We start from the raw sequence: 25,977 nt of genomic DNA on the forward strand, positions 1-25,977 counted from the left end.
CTAAATGTCTCAGGCGTTTTCGCGACGACGACCGCGTTCGCGATCACCACCACCGCCATGCGCAGCATCACCCTCGGTCGCACGACGCTCCGAAGCCATCGGATCGTGCTCGAGGATCTCGCCCTTGAATACCCAGACCTTGACGCCGCAAATGCCGTAGGCCGTGTTCGCCTCGGCCGTGCCGTAGTCGACATCGGCGCGCAGCGTATGCAGCGGCACGCGACCTTCACGGTACCATTCCATGCGCGCGATCTCGGCGCCGCCAAGGCGGCCGGCGCAGTTGATGCGGATGCCTTCGGCACCGAGGCGCATGGCCGACTGCACGGCACGCTTCATGGCGCGGCGGAACGCGATGCGACGCTCGAGCTGCTGGGCGATCGACTGGGCGACCAGGGTCGCGTCGATTTCCGGCTTGCGCACTTCGACGATGTTGAGGTGCGTCTCGGACTTCGTCATCTCCATCAGCTTCTTGCGAAGCTTCTCGATGTCGGCGCCCTTCTTGCCGATGATCAGGCCCGGGCGCGCGGCATGGATGGTGACGCGGCACTTCTTGTGCGGACGCTCGATCACGACCTTCGAGATCGCGGCCTGCTTGAGTTCCTTCTCAAGGTACTTGCGGATCTTGATGTCCTCATGCAGCAGCTTGCCGTACTCGCCGGTGTTCGCGAACCAGCGCGAATCCCAGGTGCGGTTGATGCCGAGGCGAAGACCGATCGGATTGACTTTCTGGCCCATTATGCGGCCTCCCCTTTTTCTTCGACTTCACGAACGACGATCGTGAGGTGCGAGAACGGCTTCTCGATACGGCTGGCGCGACCACGGCCACGAGCGTGGAAGCGCTTCATGACGATCGACTTGCCGACATAGGCTTCCGCCACGATCAGAGCATCGACGTCGAGGTCGTGGTTGTTTTCCGCGTTGGCGATTGCCGATTCCAGCGTCTTCTTGACCGTGCCGGAAATCCGCTTGGCCGAGAATTCGAGATCGGAAAGCGCTGTCGCGACCTTCTTGCCGCGGATCAGCGCGGCAACCAGGTTCAGCTTCTGCGGGCTGATACGGATCGTGCGCAACACGGCGCGCGCTTCGTTGTCAGCAAGCCTGCGCGGAGCTTTGGCCTTGCCCATGATTATTTCCTCTTCGCCTTCTTATCCGCGCCGTGACCGTAATAGGTCCGCGTCGGAGCGAATTCACCGAACTTGTGACCGACCATGTCCTCGTTCACCGAGACGGGAACGTGCTTCTGGCCGTTGTAGACACCGAAGGTGAAGCCGACGAACTGCGGCAGGATGGTGGAGCGACGGCTCCACATCTTGATCACCTCATTGCGACCACCTTCACGAACCTTGTCCACCTTCTTGAGAAGGTAGCCGTCGATGAAGGGGCCTTTCCAAATAGAACGAGTCACTTGGCGTTACCTCTTCTTAGCTCTTGCGCTGATGGCGCGAGCGCAGGATGAACTTGTCGGTCGCCTTGTTGGACCGCGTCTTCTTGCCTTTGGTCGGCTTGCCCCACGGGCTGACCGGATGGCGGCCACCGGAAGTGCGGCCTTCGCCGCCGCCGTGCGGATGGTCGACCGGGTTCATGGTCACGCCGCGATTGTGCGGACGCTTGCCACGCCAAACCGTGCGGCCGGCCTTGCCATCGTTGATGTTGCCGTGGTCCGGATTGGACACGGCACCGACGGTGGCCATGCAGGAGCCGTGAACGACACGCTGTTCGCCCGAGTTGAGGCGCAGGATCGCCATACCCTGGTCGCGGCCGACCAGCTGGCCGTAACCACCTGCCGAACGGGCGACCTGGGCGCCCTTGCCCGGCTTCAGCTCGATGTTGTGGACGATGGTGCCGACCGGCATCGAGGCCAGCGGCATCGCATTGCCCGGCTTCACGTCGACCGCTTCGCCTGCCACGATCTTGTCGCCGGGAGCCAGACGCTGCGGAGCGATGATGTAGGACAGCTCACCATCATCATACTTGATCAGCGCGATGAAGGCGGTGCGGTTCGGATCATATTCGATGCGCTCGACCGTGCCGACAACGTCGAACTTGCGACGCTTGAAGTCGATGATGCGGTACGAACGCTTGTGACCGCCGCCGATGAAGCGGGCCGTGATGCGGCCTTGATTGTTGCGGCCGCCCGATTTGGTCAGGCCTTCGGTCAGGCCCTTGACGGGCTTGCCCTTGTAGAGGCCCGAGCGGTCGACGATGACCAGCTGGCGGGTGCTCGGCGTTATCGGGTTGAATTTCTTAAGTGCCATTGTCCTGTCCTCGCGGCCTTGCTCAGAGACCCGTCGCGACGTCGATCGACTGGCCGTCGGCCAGCGTCACGATCGCCTTCTTGACGTCGCTCTGGCGGCCGATCGTGCCGCGGAAGCGCTTGATCTTGCCCTTGCGGACAAGCGTGTTCACGGCCATCACCTTGACGCCGAACAGCGCTTCGACGGCGGCCTTGATTTCCGGCTTCGACGCCTTCTTGGCGACGTTGAAGACGACCTGGTTCTGCTCGGAGGCCATGGTCGACTTTTCGGTGATCGCCGGCGAGACGATCACGTCGTAGTGACGAAGGTCGGTCATTTAAAGCGCTCCTCGAGAGCCTCGACGGCGGCCTTCGAAAGGACCAGCGTGCCGCGGCGCAGAATGTCGTAGACGTTGATGCCCTGGATGGGCAGCACATCGATGTTGGGAATGTTGGTGGCCGCCAGCTTGAAGTTCTTGTCAAGCTCGGCACCGCCAATCACCAGGGCGTTGGTCAGGCCCAGCGTCGCGAAATTCGCGATCAGCGCCTTCGTCTTGGCCTCGGTCAGCTTCAGCTCGTCGATGATGATGATCGACGCGCTCTTGGCCTTGGCCGAGAGAGCATGCTTGAGGCCAAGCGCACGAACCTTCTTGGGCAGTTCATGCTCGTGGCTGCGAACGACCGGGCCGTGGGCCTTGCCGCCGCCGCGGAACTGCGGAGCGCGTGCCGAGTGGTGACGGGCGCGGCCCGTACCCTTCTGCTTGTACATCTTGGCGCCGGTGCGCGCGATTTCGGCGCGGCCCTTTGCCTTGTGCGTGCCCTGCTGCTTCTTGGCAAGCTGCCAGCGCACGACGCGCTGCAGGATGTCTTCGCGCGGATCAAGGCCGAAAATTCCGTCGGAAAGTTCCACCTTGCCGGCGTCTTTACCGCCGAGCGTTGTGATCTTGAGATCCATTATTCCGCTCCCTCTGTGGCCGGAGCCTCGTTCTTCGCAGCTGCCGCGACAGCGCGGATCGCGGCGGGCTTCGGCGCATTGGCCGGCAGCGCCACCTTGGCCGCGTCGCGGACCAGGATCCAGGCGCCCTTCGATCCGGGAACCGCACCGCGGATCAGGATCAGGCCGCGATCGGCGTCGGTCGAGACGATCTCGACATTCTGCGTGGTGACGCGGGTGTCGCCCATGTGGCCAGCCATATGCTTGCCCTTGAACACCTTGCCCGGGTCCTGGCGCTGGCCAGTCGAACCGTGAGTACGGTGCGAGACCGAGTTACCGTGCGTCGCACGGCCACCACCCATGTGGTGGCGCTTGATGACGCCCTGGAAACCCTTGCCGATCGTCGTGCCCGTCACGTCGACCTTCTGGCCGGCGACAAAGTGCTCGACGGTGATCTCGGCGCCAACATCGATCATGTTGTCGGCGGAGACGCGGAACTCGGCAACCTTCGCCTTCGGCTCGACGGAAGCGGTCGCGAAATGGCCGCGCATCGCCTTCGACGTGTTCTTCACCTTGGCGAGGCCAACGCCGAGCTGAACGGCGGTGTAGCCATTCTTCTCCTGCGTGCGCTGTGCCACGACCTGGCAGTTCTCCATCTGGAGAACGGTGACGGGAACATGTTCCCCGGCATCATTATAGATGCGGGTCATTCCCACCTTCTTTGCAATCACACCTGAACGCATCGGTTCAATTCCTTTAGAGTTCCGGGCCAGGGACACCGCCCCCTACCGCGCTCTCATTCCCTTAGAGCTTGATCTCGACGTCGACACCGGCGGCCAGATCGAGCTTCATCAAAGCATCGACGGTCTGCGGGGTCGGATCGACGATGTCGAGCAGACGCTTGTGCGTGCGCATCTCGAACTGCTCGCGGCTCTTCTTGTCGACGTGAGGCGACCGGTTGACCGTGAACTTTTCGATCCGCGTCGGCAGCGGAATGGGGCCGCGGACGTTTGCACCAGTGCGCTTGGCCGTCGACACGATTTCCTTCGTCGAGGCGTCGAGCACGCGGTGGTCAAACGCCTTCAGGCGGATGCGGATATTCTGTCCGTTCATGCGTCACTTCCTTGTTCTGGCGCGGCGCGGGCAACTGCGGCGCCCGCGACAGATCGGTTTAAGTCCAAATTACTCTTTGATGGTGACGACGATGCCGGCACCGACGGTGCGGCCGCCTTCACGGATGGCGAAGCGCAGCTTCTCTTCCATGGCGATCGGCACGATCAGCTCGACATCGACGGTGATGTTGTCGCCGGGCATCACCATCTCGGTGCCTTCCGGCAGCGACACGATGCCGGTCACGTCGGTCGTGCGGAAGTAGAACTGCGGACGGTAGTTGGTGAAGAACGGCGTGTGACGGCCACCTTCGTCCTTGGTCAGGATGTAGGCTTCGGCCACGAACTTCTTGTGCGGCTTCACCGTGCCGGGCTTGGCCAGAACCTGGCCGCGCTCGACACCTTCACGGTCGACGCCGCGCAGCAGCGCGCCGATGTTGTCGCCGGCCTGGCCCTGATCGAGCAGCTTGCGGAACATCTCGACGCCCGTGCAGGTCGTCTTGGTCGTCGGACGGATGCCGATGATTTCCAGTTCCTCGCCGACCTTGACCACGCCGCGCTCGACGCGGCCGGTCACGACCGTGCCACGGCCCGAGATCGAGAACACGTCCTCGATCGGCATCAGGAACGGCTTGTCGAGCGGACGAACCGGCGTCGGGATGTAGGCGTCGACCTGAGCCATCAGCTCGCGGATCGCGTCCTCGCCGATCGTCTTGTTCGAATCCTCAAGCGCTGCCAGCGCCGAACCCTTGACGATCGGAATGTCATCGCCGGGGAATTCGTTCTTCGACAAAAGTTCGCGAACCTCGAGCTCGACCAGTTCGAGCAGCTCGGCGTCGTCGACCTGGTCGACCTTGTTCAGGAACACCACGATCGACGGCACGCCGACCTGACGGGCAAGCAGGATGTGCTCGCGGGTCTGCGGCATCGGGCCGTCGGCGGCCGACACGACCAGGATCGCGCCGTCCATCTGCGCGGCACCGGTGATCATGTTCTTCACATAGTCGGCGTGGCCGGGGCAGTCGACATGCGCGTAGTGGCGGTTGGCCGTCTCGTATTCGACGTGAGCCGTCGAGATCGTGATGCCGCGCGCCTTCTCTTCCGGCGCCGCGTCGATCTGGTCATAGCGCTTGTATTCGCCAAAATACTTGGTGATCGCGGCCGTCAGCGACGTCTTGCCATGGTCGACGTGACCAATCGTGCCGATGTTCACATGAGGCTTAGTGCGCTCGAATTTACCTTTTGCCATGTGATGTCTCCATTTCCTGCTCGCCCATGCGGGCTTTGAATTGCGTTACCGCGGCAGCTCTTTCGAGTTACGCGTATTTCTTCTGGACTTCCTGAGCGACCGCGGTCGGGACCGGCTCATAGTGATCGAACTGCATCGTGTAAGCCGCGCGGCCCTGGCTCATCGAGCGCAGGTTGTCGACGTACTTGAACATGTTGGCGAGCGGCACCATCGCGTTGATGACGACGGCCACGCCGCGCGCTTCCTGGCCCTGGATCTGGCCGCGACGGCCGTTCAGGTCACCGATGACGCTGCCGACGTAATCTTCCGGCGTCACCACCTCGACCTTCATGATCGGCTCGAGCAGCTGCACGCCAAGCTTGGGAGCAGCTTCACGGAAGCAAGCACGGGACGCGATTTCGAAGGCAAGAACCGAGGAGTCGACATCGTGGTAGGCGCCGTCGATGAGCGTTGCCCTGACGCCGATCATCGGGAAGCCGGCGAACGGACCAGCGCCCATGACGCTCTGGATGCCCTTTTCAACGCCCGGAATGTATTCCTTCGGCACCGCGCCGCCGACGATCTTGGACTCGAACACGAAGTCCTCGCTCTCGGAATTCGGCTCGAACACAACCTTGACACGCGCGAACTGGCCGGTACCGCCGGTCTGCTTCTTGTGCGTGTAGTCCTGCTCGTGCTTGCGGGTGATCGTCTCGCGATAAGCCACCTGCGGCGCACCGACATTGGCTTCGACCTTGAACTCGCGACGCATGCGGTCGACGATGATGTCGAGGTGCAGTTCGCCCATGCCGGAGATGATGGTCTGGCCGCTTTCCTCGTCCGTCTTGACGCGGAAGGACGGGTCCTCGGCAGCCAGGCGATGAAGGGCGAGGCCCATCTTTTCCTGGTCGTTCTTGGTCTTCGGCTCGATGGCGATCTGGATAACCGGGTCGGGGAATTCCATGCGCTCGAGGATGACCGGGTGCAGCGGATCGCACAGCGTGTCGCCGGTGGTGGTGTCCTTGAGGCCGGCCAGGGCGACGATGTCGCCGGCGAAAGCCTCTTCGACGTCGGCGCGCGAATTCGCATGCATCTGCAGCATGCGGCCGATGCGCTCCTTCTTGCCCTTCACGGTATTGTCGACAGAGACGCCCTTGGTGAGCTTGCCCGAATAGATGCGGGCAAAGGTCAGCGAACCGACGAACGGGTCGTTCATGATCTTGAAGGCGAGCATCGACAGCGGCTCGTTGTCGTCCGCATGGCGCTCGATTTCGGCGTCGGTCTTGGCATCGACACCCTTGATGGCCGGAACGTCGGCCGGCGACGGCAGGTATTCGACAACGGCATCGAGCAGCGGCTGCACGCCCTTGTTCTTGAAGGCCGAGCCACAGAACATCGGGTAGAACTTGACCGCGATCGTGCCCTTGCGGATCAGCGAACGGATCTCGTCATTCGACGGCATCTTGCCTTCGAGGTAGTTCTCGAGCGCCGTCTCGTCCATTTCGACGGCGGCTTCGATCATCTTCTCGCGATATTCCTCGGCACGCGCCTTGAGGTCGGCCGGGATCTCGACGACGTCCCAGGCAGCGCCCAGGGTTTCGTCGCGCCAGACGAGCGCGTTCATCTCGACGAGGTCGACGACGCCCTTGAATTCGGTCTCGGCGCCGATCGGCAGCTGCATGACGACAGCCTGCGCACCGAGGCGCGAGCCGATCATCTCGACCGAGCGGTAGAAGTCCGCGCCGATCTTGTCCATCTTGTTGCAGAAGATCATGCGCGGCACGCGGTACTTATCGGCCTGACGCCAGACGGTTTCCGTCTGCGGCTCGACACCGGCGTTTGCATCGAGCAACGCAATGGCGCCGTCGAGCACACGCAGCGAACGCTCGACCTCGATGGTGAAGTCGACGTGTCCAGGGGTGTCGATGATGTTGAAGCGGTGCATCTTGCCGTCACGAGCCTTCCAGAAGGTCGTGGTCGCAGCGGACGTGATGGTGATGCCGCGCTCCTGCTCCTGCTCCATCCAGTCCATGGTGGCAGCACCGTCGTGCACTTCGCCGATCTTGTGCGACTTGCCCGTGTAATAGAGGACGCGCTCGGTGGTCGTCGTCTTGCCGGCGTCGATATGCGCCATGATACCGAAATTGCGGTAGTCTTCGATTTTGTATTCGCGGGCCATCGTAGCTGCCTCTCAGTCCTGTTCGCGCTTTACCAGCGGTAGTGTGCGAAAGCGCGGTTGGCTTCAGCCATCTTGTGGGTGTCTTCACGCTTCTTCACGGCAGTGCCGCGGTTGTTGGCCGCGTCCATCAGCTCGCCGGAGAGGCGGTCGACCATGGTGGTCTCGTTGCGGTTGCGGGCCGCGGCAATCAGCCAGCGGATCGCCAGCGCCTGGCGGCGCTCGGGGCGCACGTCGACCGGAACCTGGTAGGTGGCGCCGCCGACGCGACGCGAACGCACTTCCACATGCGGCGCGACATTGTCGAGCGCCTGGTGGAAGACGGTGACCGGCTCCTGCTTGGTCTTCGACTGGACCTGGTCCAGCGCGCCGTAGACGATGGTCTCGGCGACCGACTTCTTGCCGTCATACATGACGGCGTTCATGAACTTGGTGACGATCAGATCGCCGAACTTGGGATCCGGGTTGATCTCACGCTTTTCTGCACTGTGACGACGCGACATGGCTTTTGTCTCTCAATCTCGTAGCCTTGCGCCGGAAAGCGACAAGGCCGGAAAATCTTACTTCGGACGCCCCTTACTTCGGACGCTTGGCGCCGTACTTCGAACGGCGCTGCTTGCGGTTCTTCACGCCCTGCGTGTCAAGCACGCCGCGGATGATGTGATAGCGCACGCCCGGAAGATCCTTGACGCGGCCGCCGCGGATCATGACCACGGAGTGTTCCTGAAGGTTATGACCTTCGCCGGGGATGTAACCGATCACTTCAAAACCATTGGTCAGGCGGATCTTGGCCACCTTGCGCAGCGCCGAGTTCGGCTTCTTCGGCGTCGTCGTATAGACGCGCGTGCAGACGCCCCGCTTCTGCGGGTTCTGCTGCATGGCCGGGACCTTGTTGCGCTTCACCGGCGCAATGCGCGGCTTGCGGATCAGCTGGTTGACGGTAGGCATTAAACCCTCTTGTCTCTCAATTCCGTGTCTCGTGCCGGTCAAGGCTCGCTCAAAGCGTCATTTCCATACGCAAATTCGGGCCACAAACCGCGCCTTGCGGTCTTGCCCGAACAAATCGCAGAGGAAGCGGAAACCGCTTCGTGCACGCCGGAGATGTCTTTTCGCTCGTAAAACGAACCCTGTTTGAGGCAAACTCCAAAGCGTGTCGCTTCGGAAGCAAGAGCCTCACATCGGTTCTGACTGGGCGGCTTCTACTCGTAAGCCCGCGAACCGTCAAGCCCGCAGTGGCAAATATTGCATTGAAGGCGGGGCTTGGCAGCCATGCGAAAACCGCAAGTAATTTTCTTTCGCCGTTTTGCAAGGGCGAGGAAGAAAGTGACCGGCCTTTGGCTGTTGCGGGGCCTTGCTTCATGCGAAAAAGGCCGCATGAACACTGACAATCCCTCGCCGCGGAGGAATCGGCCCGTGAACGACAATGAAGAACGCCCAGTCACCATCATCACCGGCCGGGTGTGGAAGAAGAAAGGCGGCAAGCCGGAAGGCGTGCATGTCATGCTGGTGGCGCCCGATGACGATTCGGCGGTGCGCCGCGCGCTCGAATCGCTTGCGGCGGAAGGCTATGCCGAAGCCGAACTCGACCAGATCGGCGACATGGAGGGCGAGCCCGACGATGAGCCGCATCTTTCGGCCTTTCAGGGCGCGCTCGAAGGCGAAGTGTCGATCGTGACCTTCGACGTCCCGATCTGATCGCAAGCGTGATGCCCCTCACCTGCCCTGTGCGATGGCGCCGATTCGTTGAGACGAGGCCTGGCCGGTGCTTGCCCGTCATGTCCGATCTGCTAAGAGACGCGCAGTCGTCCAAACCCGGCGGAGCCTCATGTCCTCATCCATCTCGCCCATAAGAATCGGCATAGTCGGCGTCGGCAAGATCGTCCGCGACCAACACCTTCCGGCACTGGCCAAGGATCGGGACTACCAGCTGATCGCGGCGGCCAGCCGGCACGGCAAGGTCGACGGCATCGCGAATTTCCCCGATATTGAGACGATGCTTGGCGCGGTTCCCGAACTCGACGCCGTGTCGCTGTGCATGCCGCCGCAGTTCCGCTATGACGCCGCGCGCAAGGCGCTCGAGGCCGGAAAGCACGTCTTCCTGGAAAAGCCGCCGGGTGCCACGGTCAGCGAAGTCGAGGACCTGAAGTCGTTCGCGACGAAACAAGGCATCTCTTTGTTCGCCAGCTGGCACTCGCGATACGCGCCGGCGGTGGAAGCCGCACGGACATTCCTGGCTTCGACCAGAATCAAATCGGCGGCGATCGTCTGGAAGGAAGATGTACGGCGCTGGCATCCGAATCAGGACTGGATCTGGCAGCCTGGCGGCTTCGGCGTCTTCGATCCCGGCATCAACGCGCTGTCGATCGCAACCTACATTCTGCCGGCCATGTACATCACTTCAGCCGTGCTCGATTTTCCGGAGAACCGTGATGCACCGATCGCGGCCCAGGTCGCCTTCCGCGCGGCGAACGGATCTGATGTGACGATGGATCTCGACTGGTTGCAGACCGGACCGCAGAGCTGGGACATCCTGGCCGACACGGATGCTGGACAGATGGTGCTCTCGGGTGGCGGCTCGAAGCTCGCGGTCGACGGCAGTGTCGTACACCAGGAGCCGGAAGCGGAATATCCGATGCTCTACCGGCGTTTTGCCGAGATCGTGCACGCCGGCGTATCGGATGTGGACCTGGCGCCGCTCCAGCACGTGGCCGACGCGTTCATGCTGGGCAAGCGCAATGTAGTGGAAGCGTTTTTCGACTGAGCTGATCGTGGCACCCCGAACGTCGCGCGGTCACATGACCGCGCGACAATATCCGGTGGATCAGTCCTTGGCCCGGCAGCCGGCACGCTTGACCATATCGGCGACGATCAGTGGCGTCGCCGGCGTCCGCGACCAACTGGCCTGACGGGGCGCACCCGCTTCAAGCGCGGCGCGTAGCGACCCCGTGTCCAGAGTGAAAGATTTCCGGCAGGAGACGGTGCGCGAGCCGTCATCGCCGATCATGTCGACTATCGCGCCAGCGGTTTCACCGACCCCCGCGACGTAAGCGACGAGCGTTTGCCGGGCGATCGGACTGGTGTCGGCCTTTTCGATCATTTCCATCACCTGCCCCACCGATATGTGGCCTGTTTCAGTCGACGGAAGAGCAGCAGCTGCGAAAGGCGTCATGGACGCCGCGACGGTGGCAAGAACGATTTTGCGTTTGAACGAAGGCATGGGTTCTCCTGTTGAGAGGGCGTTGACAAGGATCATCATTGCGCATAAATAAATTATTGTAAAACGATAATTTCTTATCGCAAATGGGGCTATTAATGACTTTACCCGCCGTATCGGGCCTTGATCCCAATCGCCAGGCACGATTGGACCGCATCCGTTTCTTCAGCATGATCCTGGCACGAGGTTGCGTCCTCCTGGCCGGGCTGCTGACGGCAGCATTGCTGCTTTATTGGTTCGGCGCCCCCTCTGCCTCGATCGCCAAGGATGCCCAGATCCCCGAGGGCTGGCTGGCGGATATTGGTCCTGGTCGAAGAGCACTGGCGTTTGGCATTTCGTTCGTGCCGCTCGGCTGCCTGATTCTAGCCCTGCTTGCCGCCAGGCGCTGCTTCAACGCCTTTGCGGCAGGGACTTTCTTCAGCCGGGAACCGGCCCGGGGTTTGCGCGACTTTGCCCTTGGCCTACTTGCATCCGCATTGCTCAAGCCATTTTCGATGGCAGCGATGTCCGTATTGTTGACCCTTGATGCACCCGCCGGCCAGCACCGGCTGACCCTGAGCTTCGGCAGCGACACGGTCCTGATGCTGTTGGCCGCCGGCACCATTGCGGTAATTGCCTGGGTAATGACCGAGGCGGCGGCGCTGGCCGAAGAAAACCAGCAGTTCGTTTGAGGATCCGCGCATGCCGATCAAAGTCAGGCTCAATGTCGTCCTCGCCGAACGAAACGTGAAGTCGAAGGACCTCGCCGAACATGTCGGCATCACGGAGGCCAATCTTTCCCTGCTGAAACAGGGAAAGGTGAAAGGCATCCGTTTCGACACGCTTGAACGAATCTGCGGCTACCTCGAGTGTCAACCCGGAGACCTACTTCGCTTCGAGACGCAGTCCGAATAAGCGAAAAGAGCCGCCGGATAGCCCCGACGGCTTCCATGCCTCAGACTCTTGCCGACCTCTTGCCGGTTCCCCGCATGGTTTTGGCGACGCAGCCTCAGCCGTCAGTTCAGTCGACGATCGCGATGGCAAAGCCGTCATAGCCCTTGGCGCCCACGGTCTGGATGGCGGTGCCGTCCAGCCGTTTGTCGTCGCCGATGAAGGAAAACGCCGCGCGTGCGCCTTCGACATTGGCATCGCGACCATCCTCATCCAGCACGGCGCCGTCACGGATGACGTTGTCGCAGATGATGACCGTTCCAGGGCGCGACAGCCGCAAGGCCCAGGACAGATAGTTCGGGTTGTTCGGCTTGTCGGCATCGATGAAGATGAGGTCGAACGGACCGGCGTTCTCGCCACCCAGTGCTGCAAGCGACTGGAGCGCCGGGCCGACGCGCAATTCCACACGGTCCGCAACCGCTGCCCGCTCGAAATTCGAACGCGCGACGCTGGCATGGTGCGGATCGAGTTCGAGCGTCACGACCTTGCCGTCAGCGGGCAATCCCCGCGCCATCCAGATGGTCGAATAGCCGCCCAGCGTGCCGATCTCGAGCACCTTTTTCGCGCCGCTGATGCGCACCAGCAGCGAGAGCAGTTTTCCCTGCGCCGCCGAGACGTCGATCGCCGGCAGGCCGTTGTCACGGTTGGCCGCCAGAACCGCGTCGAGAACGGGATCCGCCTCGAAGAGCGAGGAGACGATGTAGTTATCGACTGCCGTCCAGGTCTTCGTGCTCATCTGCTTTCCTCCGATTGTAAAAATGAAAAAGCCGCCGGGTTGCCCCGGCGGCTTCTGTTGCCCGAGATTTTTGCCGCCCCGCTTACTGCGCGGCGGTTGTCATGTCCGCCAGCATCGGCTCGGCGACTTCCACACCGGAGGCCTTGCGGCGCTCGTCGATGATGAGTTCGTCGCGCGAGGTGGCGATGCGCCGGATCTGGCTCATCGTGCCGCCGGTACCGGCCGGGATCAGCCTGCCGACGATGACGTTTTCCTTCAAGCCCTGCAGCATGTCGGTCTTGCCCGCAACCGCGGCTTCCGTCAGCACCCTGGTCGTCTCCTGGAAGGAGGCGGCCGAGATGAAGGACGGCGTCTGCAGCGATGCCTTGGTGATGCCCAGGAGCACCGGCTGGCCCTCGGCCGGCTTCTTGCCGTCCTCGACCAAGCGCTCGTTGACCTCTTCCAGTTCGATCACGTCGACATGATCGCCCGGGATGTAGGTCGAGTCGCCCTGCACCGTGATCTCGACCTTCTGCAGCATCTGGCGAACGATCACCTCGATGTGCTTGTCGTTGATCGACACGCCCTGCAGGCGGTAGACTTCCTGGATCTCGTTGACGAGGTAGGAAGCAAGTGCCTCCACGCCCTTGATCGCCAGGATGTCGTGCGGCGCCGGATTGCCGTCGAGGATGTAGTCGCCCTTCTCGATGACGTCGCCGTCCTGGAGATGGAACGGCTTGCCCTTCGGGATCAGGTACTCGACCGGCTCAAGCGTCGAGTCGTGCGGCTCGATGATGATGCGGCGCTTGTTCTTGTAGTCGCGACCGAAGCGGATCGTGCCATCGATCTCGGCGATGATGGCGTGATCCTTCGGACGACGTGCCTCGAACAGTTCGGCGACACGCGGCAGACCGCCGGTGATGTCCTTGGTCTTGGCGCTTTCCATCGGGATACGCGCCAGGACGTCGCCGGGGCGAACCTGGGAACCGGGCTCGACCGAGAGAATGGCCTCGACCGAGAGCAGGAAGCGGGCATCGCCGCCCTTCGACAGCTTGCCGACCTTGCCCTTGGAGTCCAGGATGGCAATCGCAGGCTTGAGGTCGTTGCCGCGCGGCGTTGACCGCCAGTCGATGACCTCACGCTTGGTGATGCCGGTAGACTCGTCGGCCGTTTCCTGAACGGAAATGCCGTCGACCAGATCCTCATACGACACCTTGCCCTCGATTTCAGTGAGGACAGGACGGGTATAGGGATCCCACTCGGCAATACGCTGACCGCGCTTCACCTTGTCGCCATCGTCCACGAAGATGCGTGAACCATAGGTGACACGGTGCGTCGCGCGCTCCTTGCCGGCTTCGTCGAGGATCAGCACCGCCATGTTGCGGCCCATGACCATCTGCTGGCCGTCCGAGTTGCGCACCACGTTGCGGTTGCGGATTTCGACCTTGCCCTCATAGGAGGCTTCAAGGAACGAGCTGTCCACCACCTGCGCGGTACCGCCCATGTGGAAGGTGCGCATGGTGAGCTGCGTGCCCGGCTCGCCGATCGACTGCGCCGCGATGACGCCGACGGCTTCGCCCTGGTTGACCGGGGTGCCGCGGGCCAGATCGCGTCCGTAGCAGACCGCGCAGACGCCGATCCTGACCTCACAGGTCAGGGCCGAGCGGATGCGGACCGACTGCACGCCGGCCTTTTCGATCTGCTCGACGTCACGCTCGTCCATGAGCGTTCCGGCCTTGACCAGAACCTCGCCCGACACCGGATGGGTGATTTCGTCGAGCGATGTACGGCCCAGCACGCGCTGGCCGACAGAAGCGACGACCTGACCGGCATCGACGATCGGCTGCATGGTGAGGCCCTTGTCGGTGCCGCAATCCACGGAGTTGACGATGCAGTCCTGCGCCACGTCGACCAGACGACGGGTGAGGTAACCCGAGTTCGCCGTCTTCAAGGCGGTGTCGGCCAGACCCTTGCGGGCACCGTGGGTCGAGTTGAAGTACTCGAGCACGGTCAGGCCTTCCTTGAAGTTCGAGATGATCGGCGTCTCGATGATTTCACCCGACGGCTTGGCCATCAGGCCGCGCATGCCGGCGAGCTGACGCATCTGGGTGGGCGAGCCACGCGCACCGGAGTGCGACATCATGTAGATCGAGTTCATCGGCTTCTGACGGCCATTGTCTTCGAACTCGACCGCCTTGATGCGGGCCATCATTTCGTCGGCGACCTTTTCCGAGCACTTGGCCCAAGCGTCGACGACCTTGTTGTACTTTTCGCCCTGCGTGATCAGGCCGTCATTGTACTGCTGCTCGTACTCCTTGGCCAAGGCCTCGGTGTCCGACACCAGCTTGATCTTGGTGTCCGGGATCAGCATGTCGTCCTTGCCGAACGAGATGCCGGCACGGCACGCATGAGCAAAACCGAGCGCCATGATGCGATCGCAGAAAATGACCGTCTCCTTCTGACCGCAATGGCGGTAGACGGTGTCGATCATCTTGGAGATGTTCTTCTTGGTCATCTCCTGGTTGGCGGTCTCGTAAGGCACATTGACGTTCTTCGGCAAAAGCTCGCCGATGATCATGCGGCCAGGCGTGGTGTCATGGATCTTCGACACGACCTTGCCTTCGGCGTCGACCGTGCGGAAGCGGCCCTTGATCTTGGCGTGCAAGGTCACGGCCTTGGTCTCGAGCGCGTGCTGGAGTTCGCCCATATCGGCAAACACCATGCCCTCGCCCGGCTCGTTCTGGTTGACGATCGAGAGGTAGTAGAGACCCAGAACCATGTCCTGCGACGGCACGATGATCGGCGCGCCGGAGGCCGGGTGCAGGATGTTGTTGGTCGACATCATCAGCACGCGGGCTTCCAACTGCGCTTCAAGCGACAGCGGCACGTGAACGGCCATCTGGTCACCGTCGAAGTCGGCGTTGAAGGCCGTGCAGACCAGCGGGTGAAGCTGGATCGCCTTGCCTTCGATCAGGATCGGCTCGAACGCCTGGATGCCGAGGCGGTGCAGCGTCGGCGCGCGGTTCAAGAGAACCGGATGCTCGCGGATGACCTCGTCGAGGATATCCCAGACTTCCGGACGCTCCTTCTCGACCAGCTTCTTCGCCTGCTTGACCGTCGAGGAGTAACCCTTGGCGTCGAGACGGGCGTAGATGAAGGGCTTGAACAGTTCGAGCGCCATCTTCTTCGGCAGGCCGCACTGATGCAGCTTGAGCTCCGGACCGGTGACGATGACCGAGCGGCCGGAATAGTCGACGCGCTTGCCGAGCAGGTTCTGACGGAACCGGCCCTGCTTGCCCTTGAGCATGTCGGACAGCGACTTCAGCGGACGCTTGTTGGCGCCGGTGATGACGCGGCCGCGACGGCCGTTGTCGAACAGCGCATCGACGGCTTCCTGCAGCATGCGCTTTTCATTGCGCACGATGATGCCAGGCGCCCGCAGCTCGATCAGCCGCTTCAGGCGGTTGTTGCGGTTGATGACGCGGCGATAGAGATCGTTCAGGTCGGACGTCGCGAAGCGTCCACCATCCAGGGGAACCAGCGGGCGCAGGTCCGGCGGGATCACCGGAACGACCTTCATGATCATCCATTCCGGACGGTTGCCGGATTCCATGAAGTTCTCGACGACCTTGAGCCGCTTCAGATACTTCTTCTGCTTCAGCTCGGACGTGGTCGAAGCCAATTCCGAACGCAGGTCGCCGGCGATCTTCTCCAGGTCCATGCCGGCCAGAAGGTCATGAATGGCCTCGGCGCCGATCATGGCGGTGAACGAATCCTCGCCATACTCGTCGACGGCGATCATGTACTCTTCCTCGCTGAGCAGCTGGTGCTCCTTCAGCGCGGTGAGGCCAGGCTCGGTGACGATGTAGTTCTCGAAGTAGAGGACGCGCTCGATGTCCTTCAGCGTCATGTCGAGCAGCGTGCCGATGCGCGAAGGCAGCGACTTCAGGAACCAGATATGGGCGACGGGTGCCGCCAGCTCGATATGACCCATGCGCTCGCGGCGAACGCGCGACAGCGTGACTTCGACGCCGCACTTCTCGCAGATGACGCCCTTGTACTTCATGCGCTTGTACTTGCCGCACAGGCATTCGTAGTCCTTGATCGGCCCAAAAATGCGCGCGCAGAACAGACCGTCACGCTCCGGCTTGAAGGTGCGGTAGTTGATGGTCTCCGGCTTCTTGATCTCGCCGAACGACCAGGACAGAATCTTCTCAGGGCTGGCAAGCGAAATCCGGATGGAATCGAACACCTGCGCAGGCGCCTGCGGATTGAAGAGATTCATGACCTCTTGGTTCATGCCGTTCTCCTTTTCGGGGTCCTCGAAAACCCCTTGCATCTAACGCGGGCCGAATGCCCGCTGAGTGGTCGGCCCACCGGCCGTCGAATTTCGTGGACGCGCCGCGGCATTCCGCGACGCGCCGTAGCCGTTACTCGGCTGCGTCCGGCAGTCGAACCGGAGCTTCGTCGAGCTTGGTGTTCTCCAGCTCGACATTGAGGCCAAGCGACCGCATTTCCTTGACGAGCACGTTGAAGCTCTCGGGAATGCCTGCCTCGAACGTGTCGTCGCCACGCACGATCGCCTCGTAGACCTTGGTGCGGCCGGCGACGTCGTCCGACTTCACCGTCAGCATTTCCTGCAGCGTGTAGGCGGCGCCGTAGGCTTCCAGCGCCCAGACCTCCATTTCGCCGAAGCGCTGGCCACCGAACTGCGCCTTGCCGCCCAGCGGCTGCTGGGTGACGAGCGAGTACGGGCCGATCGAACGCGCGTGGATCTTGTCGTCCACCAGGTGGTGAAGCTTGAGCATGTAGATATAGCCCATCGTCACCTTGCGATCGAACGGCTCGCCGGTGCGGCCGTCATAGAGCTGCGACTGACCGCTGGTATGCAGGCCCGCCTGCTCCAGCATGATGTTGATGTCAGCCTCATGCGCGCCGTCGAACACCGGGGTCGCGATGGAGACGCCGCGGCGCATCTGCTCGCTGAGGCGAACGATGCTCTCGTCGTCATACTCGCGGACCGGCTCGTTGCGGTCGTTGGCCGGCATGAAGCTTTCCAACGTCTTGCGCAGCGGCTTGATATCGCCGGCAGCCTTATACGTGTCGATCAGCTCGCCGATCTTCCTGCCCATGCCGGCACAAGCCCAGCCCAGATGCGTTTCCAGGATCTGGCCGACATTCATGCGGCTCGGCACACCCAGCGGGTTGAGCACGATATCGGCATGCGTGCCGTCCTCGAGGAAAGGCATGTCCTCGACCGGAACGATGCGCGACACGACACCCTTGTTGCCGTGACGGCCGGCCATCTTGTCGCCGGGCTGCATCTTGCGCTTCACCGCCACGAAGACCTTGACCATCTTCATGACGCCCGGAGGCATTTCGTCGCCGCGCTGCACCTTCTCGACCTTGTCCATGAAGCGCTGCTCAAGCGCCTTCTTGGAATCGTCGTACTGGCCACGCAGGGCTTCCAGTTCGCTCTGGAGCTTTTCGTTCTCCACCGCAAACTGCCACCACTGCGAACGCGGATACTCGTCGAGCGTGTCCTTGGACAGCGTTGAGCCCTTCTTGAAGCCCTTCGGTCCAGCGATCGCTTCCTTGCCGACGAGAACGTCGGAAAGACGCGCATAGACGTTGCGATCCAGGATCGCCTGCTCGTCGTCACGGTCCTTGGCGAGGCGTTCGATCTCCTCGCGCTCGATCGCCATGGCGCGCTCGTCCTTCTCCACACCGTGGCGGTTGAACACGCGCACCTCGACGACGGTGCCGAAGGTGCCCGGAGGCATGCGCATCGAAGTGTCGCGCACGTCGGAAGCCTTTTCACCGAAGATGGCGCGCAGAAGCTTCTCTTCCGGCGTCATCGGGCTTTCACCCTTCGGCGTGATCTTGCCGACCAGGATATCGCCAGGCTGAACTTCCGCACCGATATAGACGATGCCGGCTTCGTCGAGGTTCTTCAGCGCTTCTTCCGAGACGTTGGGAATATCGCGCGTGATTTCCTCCGGACCGAGCTTGGTGTCGCGGGCCATGACCTCGAATTCCTCGATGTGGATCGAGGTGAAGACGTCGTCGGCCACGATACGCTCGGAGAGCAGGATCGAGTCCTCGTAGTTGTAGCCGTTCCACGGCATGAACGCGACCAGCACGTTGCGGCCGAGCGCCAGATCACCGAGCTCGGTCGACGGACCGTCGGCGATGATGTCGCCCTTGTTGACCCGGTCGCCCATACGCACCAGCGGACGCTGGTTGATGCAGGTGTTCTGGTTCGAACGCTGGAACTTCATCAGCCGGTAGATGTCGACGCCGGACTTGCCCGGGTCGAGATCCTCGGTGGCGCGGATAACGATACGCGTCGCGTCCACCTGGTCGACGATGCCGCCACGACGGGCGCCGATGGCGGCGCCTGAGTCACGGGCGACGATCGGCTCCATGCCGGTGCCGACGAACGGCGCCTCGGCGCGCACCAGCGGCACGGCCTGACGCTGCATGTTCGAGCCCATCAGAGCGCGGTTGGCGTCGTCGTTCTCGAGGAACGGGATGAGCGCCGCGGCAACGGACACCATCTGCTTGGGCGACACGTCCATCAGGTCGACGTTTTCGCGCGGCGCCATCATCACTTCGCCGGCGCTGCGGCAAATGACGAACTCGTCGACGAAGCCGCCGTTCTTGTCGAGCTCGGCGTTGGCCTGCGCGACATGGTGCTTGGCCTCTTCCATCGCCGAGAGATAGACGACGTCATTGGTCAGCTTGCCGTCGACGATCTTGCGGTACGGGCTTTCGATGAAGCCGTACTTGTTGACGCGCGCGAAGGTCGCCAGCGAGTTGATCAGACCGATATTCGGGCCTTCCGGCGTCTCGATCGGGCAGATGCGGCCGTAATGCGTCGGGTGCACGTCGCGCACTTCGAAGCCGGCGCGCTCGCGGGTCAGACCGCCCGGTCCAAGCGCCGACAGGCGACGCTTGTGGGTGATCTCCGACAGCGGATTGGTCTGGTCCATGAACTGCGACAGCTGCGAGGAACCGAAGAACTCGCGCACGGCGGCGGCCGCCGGCTTGGCGTTGATCAGGTCCTGCGGCATGACCGTGTCGATCTCGATCGAGGACATGCGTTCCTTGATCGCGCGCTCCATGCGAAGCAGGCCGACGCGGTACTGGTTCTCCATCAGCTCGCCGACCGAACGCACGCGGCGGTTGCCGAGATTGTCGATGTCGTCGATCTCGCCCTTGCCGTCACGCAGTTCGACCAGCGTCCTGACCACGGCCAGGATGTCGTCCTTGCGCAGCACGCGCACGGTGTCCTCGGCCTTGAGCTCGAGACGCATGTTCATCTTGACACGGCCGACGGCAGACAGGTCGTAGCGCTCGCTGTCGAAGAACAGCGAGTTGAACATGGCTTCGGCGGTCTCGAGCGTCGGCGGCTCGCCCGGGCGCATGACACGGTAGATGTCGAACAGCGCGTCCTGGCGGCTCTCGTTCTTGTCGACGGCGAGCGTGTTGCGGATATAGGCGCCGACATTGACATGGTCGATGTCGAGGACCTGGATCTCCTGCTCGCCGGTGCCGAGCAGCACCTTGAGCGTCTTGTCGTCGATCTCGTCGCCGGCCTCGAGGAAAATCTCGCCGGTGGCGTAGTTGACGATGTCCTCGGCAAGGTAGTTGCCGAGCAGATCCTCGTCGGTCGCCTTGATCGCCTTGAGACCCTTCTCGCCGAGCTGACGTGCCTGGCGGGCGGTGATCTTCTTGCCCGCCTCGACGACGACCTCGCCGGTGTCGGCGTCGACCAGGTCGCCGACGGCCTTGAGGCCGCGGAAACGCTCGACGTTGAACGGAATGCGCCAATGGTCGCCGGCGCGCTTGTAGGTGATCTTGTTGTAGAAGGTCGACAGGATCTCCTCGCCGTCCATGCCGAGCGCCATCAGCAGCGACGTCACGGGGATCTTGCGGCGGCGGTCGATGCGGGCGTGCACGACGTCCTTGGAATCGAACTCGATGTCGAGCCACGAGCCACGGTAGGGGATGACGCGGGCGGCAAACAGAAGCTTGCCCGACGAGTGCGACTTGCCCTTGTCATGGTCGAAGAAGACGCCCGGCGAGCGGTGCATCTGCGAGACGATGACGCGCTCGGTGCCGTTGACGATGAAGGTGCCGTTGAGCGTCATGAGCGGCATGTCGCCCATGTAGACGTCCTGCTCCTTGATGTCCTTGATCGACTTGGCACCGGTATCCTCGTCGATATCGAACACGATGAGGCGCAGCGTCACCTTCAGCGGCGCGGCATAGGTCAGGTCGCGCTGACGGCATTCGTCAACGTCGAATTTCGGTCCTTCGAACTCGTACTTCACGAACTCCAGCATGGAGGAGCCGGAAAAATCGGAGATCGGGAAGACCGACTTGAAAACAGCCTGCAGCCCTTCGTCGGGACGTCCGCCCTTGGGCTCGTCCACCATCAGGAACTGGTCATAGGACGCCTTCTGAACCTCGATGAGGTTCGGCATCTCCGCAACTTCCGGGATCTTTCCGAAGAATTTGCGTACGCGTCTGCGGCCATTGAAAGTCTGGGTCTGGGCCATCGTCGCTCCTTAGCTCTAAACTCGGGACGAACCTCGCCGCGGTTCGTCTTGCATACCGAGCCACCTGGCCGGCGGCTCTCTGTCTGTTCTCCGGCCGCCTTTCCAATTGCTTGGCGGCTACCGGCTAAAACGGGAGAAAACCCGTTTCCTGAAGGCCGGTTTCGGCCCTCAGGAAAGAGGTTCTCGTACATCTCGCGTCACGCAGCCTCCCCTGGTCACCCAAGGGAGTGGCGGACGGCGCGAGGCCGCCCGCCGCTTGATACGCTTACTTCAGCTCGACCTTGGCGCCGGCTGCTTCCAGCTGGGCCTTGAACTTGTCGGCGTCGGCCTTGGAAACGGCTTCCTTGACCGGCTTCGGAGCCGCTTCGACCAGGTCCTTGGCTTCCTTGAGGCCAAGACCGGTGATGGCGCGGACTTCCTTGATGACGTTGATCTTCTGAGCGCCGGCGTCGGTGAGGACGACGTCGAATTCCGTCTTTTCCTCGACGGGAGCAGCGGCAGCGGCAGCACCGCCGGCAGCGGCAACCGCGACCGGAGCAGCAGCCGAAACGCCCCACTTTTCTTCCAGAAGCTTCGACAGCTCAGCCGCCTCGAGGACGGTCAGCTTCGAAAGGTCGTCTACGATCTTTGCGAGATCAGCCATTGTTGTATTCCTTCGTTAGGTTCGAACGTGTGTTTTTGATAGCGAGGAACGGCCTCATGCCGCCTCGTCCTTCCGGGCGTAAGCGCCGATGACGCGCGCGACCGAGGCCGCTGGCGCATTGACGATCTGGGCGATCCGGGTTGCCGGCGTGGCGATCATGCCAACCAGCCTGGCGCGCAGCTCATCGAGCGACGGAAGTGTGGCGAGTGCCTTCACACCGTCGGCGTTGAGCGAGGTGGTGCCCATTGCGCCGCCGAGGATGACGAGCTTGTCATTCCCCTTGGCGAAATCGGACGCGACCTTCGGCGCCGCAATCGGATCCTCCGAATAGGCGATCAGCGTCTGTCCCTTGAACAGGTCGATGATCGATGCGGAGTCCGTGCCCTGAAGAGCGATTTTGGCGAGACGGTTCTTCGCGACTTTAACGGTGCCACCGGCGGCGCGCATTTTCGACCGAAGGTCGTTCATTTGCGCGACGGTGATACCGGCATAGTGGGCCACGACGACTGAACCTGCGCCCGAAAACGCATCATTCAGGCCCGTGACGAGTTCGCGTTTTTCCGCTCTGTCCACTGCCTATCTCCAGTTGACCCCAGTCCCGTTGATGGGAACATTCCCATTTTCGAGGACAGGCGTCGGGTTGCCTTTTGCCGGCCGGGCCATCCAGTAACGGATCTCCCGAACGACGCTCGAGGATCCTGCCCCCTTTCGCCACATCGACGGCCAAGCCGGCGATGCGCAGACAAAAGGCAAACACGGTTCGAACCTTTCATTGGAGCTTGTTGCTCCGTTGTCCGGTTTTCACCCGTCTCATGCAGGCCCACATGAATTAAGGCCCTCCTCTTGAATCAAGGTTCGGGCCGCCCGCAATCTCGGACAGGATGTCCGGAAGCCTTCCGGCTTCCGGTACCGGGCCCAGGATCAATCCAAGGCCCGGAATTCAGTCACGGACCGGCCTTCGAGAGGCCGATCCAAATGGTCCAATCAGGACGCGGCGAGCGTCGAGACGTCGAGCTTGAGGCCCGGGCCCATCGTCGAGGTGACAGACACCTTCTTGACGTAGTTGCCCTTGGCGCCAGTCGGCTTTGCCTTGGTCACCGCATCGGCGAAGGCACGGATGTTCTCTTCCAGCGCCTTGACGTCGAACGAGACCTTGCCGACGCCGGCATGAACGATGCCGGCCTTTTCGACGCGGAACTCGACAGCGCCGCCCTTCGATGCCTTGACGGCCGCGGCGACGTCGGTGGTGACGGTGCCGACCTTCGGGTTCGGCATCATGCCGCGCGGGCCGAGCACCTTACCGAGACGACCGACGAGCGGCATCATGTCCGGCGTGGCGATGCAGCGATCGAAATCGATCGTGCCCTTCTGGACGATGTCGACCAGATCCTCGGCACCGACGATGTCGGCACCGGCGGCCTTGGCCTCTTCAGCCTTGTCGCCACGGGCGAACACGGCGACGCGAACCGAGCGGCCGGTGCCGTTCGGCAGGTTGACCACGCCGCGGACCATCTGGTCCGCGTGACGCGGGTCGACGCCGAGGTTCATGGCGACTTCGACGGTCTCGTCGAACTTGACCGAGGAGCGATCCTTGAGCAACTTCAGCGCATCACCGAGCGCGTAAGCCTTGTTGGGATCGATGCCTTCACGGGTCTTCGATACACGCTTTGCAATCTTTGCCATGATCTTAGCCCACCACTTCCAGACCCATCGAGCGGGCGGAGCCCTCGACCATACGCATGGCCGCTTCGACGTCGTTCGCGTTCAGATCCTTCATCTTGGCGGTCGCGATTTCGCGAACCTTGTCGCGCGAAACGGTGCCAGCCTTGACCTTGCCCGGCTCCTTCGAGCCCGACTTCAGGTTCGCGGCCTTCTTCAGGAAGTAGCTCACCGGCGGCGTCTTCATGACGAAGGTGAACGACTTGTCCTGGTAATAGGTGATGACGACCGGAACCGGCGATCCCTTTTCCATTTCCTGGGTCTGCGCGTTGAACGCCTTGCAGAACTCCATGATGTTGATGCCGCGCTGACCAAGCGCCGGGCCGATCGGGGGCGACGGCGTAGCCGATCCCGCGGAGACCTGGAGCTTGAGCTGGCCTGCAATTTTCTTAGCCATCTCTTTTCCTGCCTTTGTCTATGCCGGCCCCACGATCTGGGAAACACCGGCGGTTGCAGTCTGGTGGTGCGGTTCTTGCGGCCGGCTAAAGCCGCCTTCGCCTCCCACCGTTCTCTAGGCCGCGCGTTGCCGCACCGCCTCCCCTGATCGCCAGACCGGCATCAGGGATTTCGGATCAGCCCTTTTCGACCTGCCCGAATTCCAGATCGACAGGCACGGCGCGCCCGAAGATCGAAACTTCCACCTTGAGCCGCGCCCGCTCCTCGTCCACTTCCTGGACGAAACCGTTGAACGACGCGAAGGGACCATCCGAAACGCGGATCGCCTCGCCGATCTCGAAGGTGACCGAGGGCTTCGGCCGCTCGACGCCTTCCTGCACCTGGTTCAGGATGCGCTGCGCTTCCGCCTCGGTGATCGGCACCGGCTTGGAGTCGCCGAGGAAACCGGTGACCTTCGGCGTGTTCTTGACCAGCGAGAACACGGCGTCGGTCAGGTTAGCCTTCAAGAGCACGTAGCCCGGGAAGAACTTGCGCTCGGCGTCGACCTTACGGCCGCGACGAACCTCGACGACCTTCTCGGTCGGCACCACGATCTGCTCGATATCGGCGGACAGACCCTTCTGCTTGGCCTTGTTCTCGATGTCCTCGGCGACCTTCTTCTCGAAGTTCGAATAGGCGTGGACGATGTACCAGCGCGTAGCCATTTTTACGACTTCTCCTAATCGCCGGACTTAGCGTCCAATGCCCAGAATCTGCTCGACCGCGAGGCCCATGAGCTGATCGGCGGTGAAGAAGAAGATCATCGCGATCACAGCGAAGGCCAGGACCATGATCGTCGAGATCATCGTCTCGCGGCGCGACGGCCAAGTCACCTTGGCTGTCTCCGCGCGCACCTGCTGGAGAAAGACGAAAGGATTTGTGGTTTTCGAAGCCATATGCCGCCTGTCTTCAAGACCCGTTGGCCGGGTCCCCTGGATGATCCCGCTGGCCGGGACGTGCCGCCTGAGCCCAATCTCGCGCCGAATCAGCGCAATCATTTCGCCCATGCAAATCAGACGCGTAAAGCCGGCTTCCCAGCTTCACGCGTCGCGTGTCTGTTTCGTCTACATAAAACCGATTCTTGATCCACGCAAGTGGCAAGTGTCCGCTTTATGACCAAACGCCGCCTCGGAACCATCCAGTCGTTCCGTTCCGGCTATGGCACCTTTATGCCCCAACGGGCCTAATATGGCAAGCGGGTCACCGATTTTCAAAGGCCGCCTGCAAAATCATTGTGATGCCATCTCTAGAAATGGCACGGGCAGCAGGGCTCGAACCTACGACCTGCGGTTTTGGAGACCGCCGCTCTACCAACTGAGCTATGCCCGTACACGTGCGCCTCGGCGCAGGCGCTTCCTAAAAGCTTCCGCACGCTCTGTAAAGAGCGGTTTGCAAGCAAACATGCCTTAACCCCTCCGCCAGAAATCGGGATAGTCGGCAACTCAGCCAGGAACCGCCCCGCCTGCCCCCGCGGCACAAGATGTTCGAAGCCCGGTCCATCCCACTCGCGCCGGCGCACGATCTTGGCATCTTGCGGCACCGGCCATCCACCTCCCCGGCAACCGGAAGCTATTTTTCGTCCGGCACCCGGTACGGCCCGCCGGGCACGCCCCAGCCCCAGGCCGGCATCGGCTCGGTCTCGGGATCGCAGGTCTCGCCGAGATTGGAATTCATCTTGGCCAGCCGCGATCCCCATTCGATGTAGCCCATGAAGGCGGAACGGAATTCGGGATCGTCGGGCAAGCCAACCTCATCCGCCGCGTCGGCGAGAAGATTGATCCAGCGGCGGCGCTGCTCCTCGGTCAAACGCTTGCCCAGATGATGCATGACCATTTCGCGATGGCCGCCAAAGTCCTGGCTGTAGGTTTTCGGTCCGCCGAAGACCTCGCCGATGAAGGCGGCGACATGGGCGGGGTGATCCGGCGACATATGTTTGAACACCGGGCCAACGACCGGGTCTTGTGCGACCTTGTCATAGAAGGTTTGCGTCAGCCGGTTCAGCGCCGCGGCGCCGCCGGCCCATTCGTAGAGTGTCGGAACGTCCTGGCTCATTCTTGATCCTTCGCCGGCCCCG

Annotated in this window: 27 protein-coding genes and 1 tRNA gene; 4 read left to right on the top strand and 24 right to left on the bottom strand. The window is 62.2% G+C overall.

Annotation, left to right across the window (positions count from 1 at the left end; all coding sequences use genetic code 11):
• Positions 1-9: 9 nt before the first annotated feature.
• From rpsC to rpsL, 12 genes are all read right to left on the bottom strand, one after another.
• Positions 10-735, bottom strand: coding sequence for a 30S ribosomal protein S3 (gene rpsC, locus O7A70_RS12320; protein WP_013895697.1), 726 nt, complete (start codon positions 733-735; stop codon positions 10-12).
• The gene (rplV, locus tag O7A70_RS12325) at positions 735-1,124 is read right to left on the bottom strand and encodes a 50S ribosomal protein L22 (RefSeq protein WP_006205462.1); all 390 of its coding nucleotides are present in this window, start codon (positions 1,122-1,124) and stop codon (positions 735-737) included. Before rplV ends, rpsC begins: the two co-directional genes overlap by 1 nt.
• 2 nt (positions 1,125-1,126) lie before the next feature.
• Complete coding sequence (gene rpsS / locus O7A70_RS12330; protein ID WP_006205463.1) at positions 1,127-1,405, bottom strand: 30S ribosomal protein S19; 279 nt, start codon at positions 1,403-1,405, stop codon at positions 1,127-1,129.
• 16 nt (positions 1,406-1,421) lie between these two features.
• Complete coding sequence (rplB, locus tag O7A70_RS12335) at positions 1,422-2,255, bottom strand: 50S ribosomal protein L2 (protein ID WP_337140602.1); 834 nt, start codon at positions 2,253-2,255, stop codon at positions 1,422-1,424.
• Between the two features lie 22 nt (positions 2,256-2,277).
• On the bottom strand, positions 2,278-2,571 hold the full coding sequence (locus tag O7A70_RS12340) for a 50S ribosomal protein L23 (RefSeq protein WP_010909275.1): 294 nt from the start codon (positions 2,569-2,571) through the stop codon (positions 2,278-2,280).
• A complete protein-coding gene (rplD, locus tag O7A70_RS12345; RefSeq protein WP_015317984.1) occupies positions 2,568-3,188 on the bottom strand; it encodes a 50S ribosomal protein L4 in 621 nt (206 codons plus the stop codon). Before rplD ends, O7A70_RS12340 begins: the two co-directional genes overlap by 4 nt.
• Positions 3,188-3,910 (bottom strand): 50S ribosomal protein L3, encoded by a 723-nt coding sequence (rplC, locus tag O7A70_RS12350; protein ID WP_023757978.1) that lies wholly within the window; start codon positions 3,908-3,910, stop codon positions 3,188-3,190. Before rplC ends, rplD begins: the two co-directional genes overlap by 1 nt.
• A gap of 61 nt (positions 3,911-3,971) precedes the next feature.
• Entirely contained in the window at positions 3,972-4,280 is a 309-nt protein-coding gene (gene rpsJ, locus O7A70_RS12355) for a 30S ribosomal protein S10 (protein WP_010909272.1), read from the bottom strand.
• A gap of 69 nt (positions 4,281-4,349) precedes the next feature.
• On the bottom strand, positions 4,350-5,525 hold the full coding sequence (gene tuf / locus O7A70_RS12360; protein ID WP_013895701.1) for an elongation factor Tu: 1,176 nt from the start codon (positions 5,523-5,525) through the stop codon (positions 4,350-4,352).
• 67 nt (positions 5,526-5,592) lie between these two features.
• Positions 5,593-7,683, bottom strand: a complete 2,091-nt coding sequence (fusA, locus tag O7A70_RS12365; protein ID WP_027146624.1) for an elongation factor G — start codon at positions 7,681-7,683, stop codon at positions 5,593-5,595.
• Between the two features lie 29 nt (positions 7,684-7,712).
• Positions 7,713-8,183 carry a 30S ribosomal protein S7 gene (gene rpsG / locus O7A70_RS12370; RefSeq protein ID WP_008875664.1) on the bottom strand — a complete coding sequence of 157 codons (471 nt, stop codon included), beginning with the start codon at positions 8,181-8,183 and terminating at the stop codon, positions 7,713-7,715.
• 73 nt (positions 8,184-8,256) lie between these two features.
• A complete protein-coding gene (rpsL, locus tag O7A70_RS12375; RefSeq protein WP_006333356.1) occupies positions 8,257-8,628 on the bottom strand; it encodes a 30S ribosomal protein S12 in 372 nt (123 codons plus the stop codon).
• Positions 8,629-9,093: 465 nt separating this feature from the next.
• On the opposite strand from rpsL, the gene O7A70_RS12380 reads away from it, so the two are divergent.
• A complete protein-coding gene (locus O7A70_RS12380; protein ID WP_127277968.1) occupies positions 9,094-9,375 on the top strand; it encodes a transcriptional regulator in 282 nt (93 codons plus the stop codon).
• A gap of 142 nt (positions 9,376-9,517) precedes the next feature.
• A complete protein-coding gene (locus O7A70_RS12385) occupies positions 9,518-10,441 on the top strand; it encodes a Gfo/Idh/MocA family protein (protein ID WP_337140870.1) in 924 nt (307 codons plus the stop codon).
• Positions 10,442-10,501: 60 nt separating this feature from the next.
• On the opposite strand, the gene O7A70_RS12390 is transcribed toward O7A70_RS12385, so the two are convergent.
• The gene (locus tag O7A70_RS12390; RefSeq protein WP_337140603.1) at positions 10,502-10,933 is read right to left on the bottom strand and encodes a chlorophyllide reductase; all 432 of its coding nucleotides are present in this window, start codon (positions 10,931-10,933) and stop codon (positions 10,502-10,504) included.
• A 59-nt stretch (positions 10,934-10,992) separates the two neighbouring features.
• Here O7A70_RS12390 and O7A70_RS12395 point away from each other — a divergent pair, with 59 nt between their 5' ends.
• Together O7A70_RS12395 and O7A70_RS12400 are read left to right on the top strand one after the other, a co-directional pair.
• A complete protein-coding gene (locus tag O7A70_RS12395) occupies positions 10,993-11,565 on the top strand; it encodes a DUF2975 domain-containing protein (protein WP_337140604.1) in 573 nt (190 codons plus the stop codon).
• A gap of 10 nt (positions 11,566-11,575) precedes the next feature.
• Positions 11,576-11,788: a helix-turn-helix domain-containing protein gene (locus O7A70_RS12400; RefSeq protein ID WP_337140605.1), complete on the top strand. Its 213-nt coding sequence runs from the start codon at positions 11,576-11,578 to the stop codon at positions 11,786-11,788.
• 106 nt (positions 11,789-11,894) lie between these two features.
• Here O7A70_RS12400 and O7A70_RS12405 read toward each other — a convergent pair whose 3' ends face one another.
• From O7A70_RS12405 to O7A70_RS12455, 11 genes are all read right to left on the bottom strand, one after another.
• Positions 11,895-12,560: an O-methyltransferase gene (locus O7A70_RS12405; RefSeq protein WP_337140606.1), complete on the bottom strand. Its 666-nt coding sequence runs from the start codon at positions 12,558-12,560 to the stop codon at positions 11,895-11,897.
• An 82-nt stretch (positions 12,561-12,642) separates the two neighbouring features.
• Positions 12,643-16,839, bottom strand: a complete 4,197-nt coding sequence (rpoC, locus tag O7A70_RS12410) for a DNA-directed RNA polymerase subunit beta' (RefSeq protein WP_337140607.1) — start codon at positions 16,837-16,839, stop codon at positions 12,643-12,645.
• A 130-nt stretch (positions 16,840-16,969) separates the two neighbouring features.
• Positions 16,970-21,106 (bottom strand): DNA-directed RNA polymerase subunit beta, encoded by a 4,137-nt coding sequence (rpoB, locus tag O7A70_RS12415; protein ID WP_337140608.1) that lies wholly within the window; start codon positions 21,104-21,106, stop codon positions 16,970-16,972.
• 265 nt (positions 21,107-21,371) lie between these two features.
• Positions 21,372-21,749 carry a 50S ribosomal protein L7/L12 gene (rplL, locus tag O7A70_RS12420; protein ID WP_027146630.1) on the bottom strand — a complete coding sequence of 126 codons (378 nt, stop codon included), beginning with the start codon at positions 21,747-21,749 and terminating at the stop codon, positions 21,372-21,374.
• A 54-nt stretch (positions 21,750-21,803) separates the two neighbouring features.
• On the bottom strand, positions 21,804-22,322 hold the full coding sequence (gene rplJ / locus O7A70_RS12425) for a 50S ribosomal protein L10 (protein WP_027146631.1): 519 nt from the start codon (positions 22,320-22,322) through the stop codon (positions 21,804-21,806).
• Between the two features lie 411 nt (positions 22,323-22,733).
• Positions 22,734-23,432, bottom strand: a complete 699-nt coding sequence (rplA, locus tag O7A70_RS12430) for a 50S ribosomal protein L1 (RefSeq protein ID WP_027146632.1) — start codon at positions 23,430-23,432, stop codon at positions 22,734-22,736.
• 4 nt (positions 23,433-23,436) lie between these two features.
• Complete coding sequence (gene rplK, locus O7A70_RS12435; RefSeq protein ID WP_010909262.1) at positions 23,437-23,865, bottom strand: 50S ribosomal protein L11; 429 nt, start codon at positions 23,863-23,865, stop codon at positions 23,437-23,439.
• Between the two features lie 175 nt (positions 23,866-24,040).
• Positions 24,041-24,568 (bottom strand): transcription termination/antitermination protein NusG, encoded by a 528-nt coding sequence (gene nusG / locus O7A70_RS12440; protein ID WP_015317996.1) that lies wholly within the window; start codon positions 24,566-24,568, stop codon positions 24,041-24,043.
• A 27-nt stretch (positions 24,569-24,595) separates the two neighbouring features.
• Positions 24,596-24,799, bottom strand: coding sequence for a preprotein translocase subunit SecE (gene secE, locus O7A70_RS12445; RefSeq protein ID WP_027146633.1), 204 nt, complete (start codon positions 24,797-24,799; stop codon positions 24,596-24,598).
• Positions 24,800-25,156: 357 nt separating this feature from the next.
• Positions 25,157-25,232: transfer RNA gene (locus O7A70_RS12450), tRNA-Trp, on the bottom strand.
• A gap of 240 nt (positions 25,233-25,472) precedes the next feature.
• A complete protein-coding gene (locus O7A70_RS12455; RefSeq protein ID WP_337140609.1) occupies positions 25,473-25,955 on the bottom strand; it encodes a group II truncated hemoglobin in 483 nt (160 codons plus the stop codon).
• Positions 25,956-25,977: the final 22 nt, after the last annotated feature.

It is taken from the genome of Mesorhizobium sp. Cs1299R1N1 (genome assembly GCF_037179655.1).
GTDB classification, from domain to species: Bacteria; Pseudomonadota; Alphaproteobacteria; order Rhizobiales; family Rhizobiaceae; genus Mesorhizobium; species Mesorhizobium salmacidum.

Coding starts and splice junctions, on each gene's coding strand:
- rplC (WP_023757978.1), bottom strand. CDS start 3,910: ATGCGTTCAGGTGTGATTGCAAAGAAGGTGGGAATGACCCGCATCTAT.
- secE (WP_027146633.1), bottom strand. CDS start 24,799: ATGGCTTCGAAAACCACAAATCCTTTCGTCTTTCTCCAGCAGGTGCGC.
- rpoB (WP_337140608.1), bottom strand. CDS start 21,106: ATGGCCCAGACCCAGACTTTCAATGGCCGCAGACGCGTACGCAAATTC.
- rplD (WP_015317984.1), bottom strand. CDS start 3,188: ATGGATCTCAAGATCACAACGCTCGGCGGTAAAGACGCCGGCAAGGTG.
- O7A70_RS12405 (WP_337140606.1), bottom strand. CDS start 12,560: ATGAGCACGAAGACCTGGACGGCAGTCGATAACTACATCGTCTCCTCG.
- O7A70_RS12340 (WP_010909275.1), bottom strand. CDS start 2,571: ATGACCGACCTTCGTCACTACGACGTGATCGTCTCGCCGGCGATCACC.
- O7A70_RS12395 (WP_337140604.1), top strand. CDS start 10,993: ATGACTTTACCCGCCGTATCGGGCCTTGATCCCAATCGCCAGGCACGA.
- rplL (WP_027146630.1), bottom strand. CDS start 21,749: ATGGCTGATCTCGCAAAGATCGTAGACGACCTTTCGAAGCTGACCGTC.
- rpsL (WP_006333356.1), bottom strand. CDS start 8,628: ATGCCTACCGTCAACCAGCTGATCCGCAAGCCGCGCATTGCGCCGGTG.
- O7A70_RS12455 (WP_337140609.1), bottom strand. CDS start 25,955: ATGAGCCAGGACGTTCCGACACTCTACGAATGGGCCGGCGGCGCCGCG.
- O7A70_RS12400 (WP_337140605.1), top strand. CDS start 11,576: ATGCCGATCAAAGTCAGGCTCAATGTCGTCCTCGCCGAACGAAACGTG.
- tuf (WP_013895701.1), bottom strand. CDS start 5,525: ATGGCAAAAGGTAAATTCGAGCGCACTAAGCCTCATGTGAACATCGGC.
- rplV (WP_006205462.1), bottom strand. CDS start 1,124: ATGGGCAAGGCCAAAGCTCCGCGCAGGCTTGCTGACAACGAAGCGCGC.
- rplK (WP_010909262.1), bottom strand. CDS start 23,865: ATGGCTAAGAAAATTGCAGGCCAGCTCAAGCTCCAGGTCTCCGCGGGA.
- rpoC (WP_337140607.1), bottom strand. CDS start 16,839: ATGAACCAAGAGGTCATGAATCTCTTCAATCCGCAGGCGCCTGCGCAG.
- nusG (WP_015317996.1), bottom strand. CDS start 24,568: ATGGCTACGCGCTGGTACATCGTCCACGCCTATTCGAACTTCGAGAAG.
- rpsJ (WP_010909272.1), bottom strand. CDS start 4,280: ATGAACGGACAGAATATCCGCATCCGCCTGAAGGCGTTTGACCACCGC.
- rplB (WP_337140602.1), bottom strand. CDS start 2,255: ATGGCACTTAAGAAATTCAACCCGATAACGCCGAGCACCCGCCAGCTG.
- rpsG (WP_008875664.1), bottom strand. CDS start 8,183: ATGTCGCGTCGTCACAGTGCAGAAAAGCGTGAGATCAACCCGGATCCC.
- fusA (WP_027146624.1), bottom strand. CDS start 7,683: ATGGCCCGCGAATACAAAATCGAAGACTACCGCAATTTCGGTATCATG.
- O7A70_RS12390 (WP_337140603.1), bottom strand. CDS start 10,933: ATGATCCTTGTCAACGCCCTCTCAACAGGAGAACCCATGCCTTCGTTC.
- rplA (WP_027146632.1), bottom strand. CDS start 23,432: ATGGCAAAGATTGCAAAGCGTGTATCGAAGACCCGTGAAGGCATCGAT.
- rpsC (WP_013895697.1), bottom strand. CDS start 735: ATGGGCCAGAAAGTCAATCCGATCGGTCTTCGCCTCGGCATCAACCGC.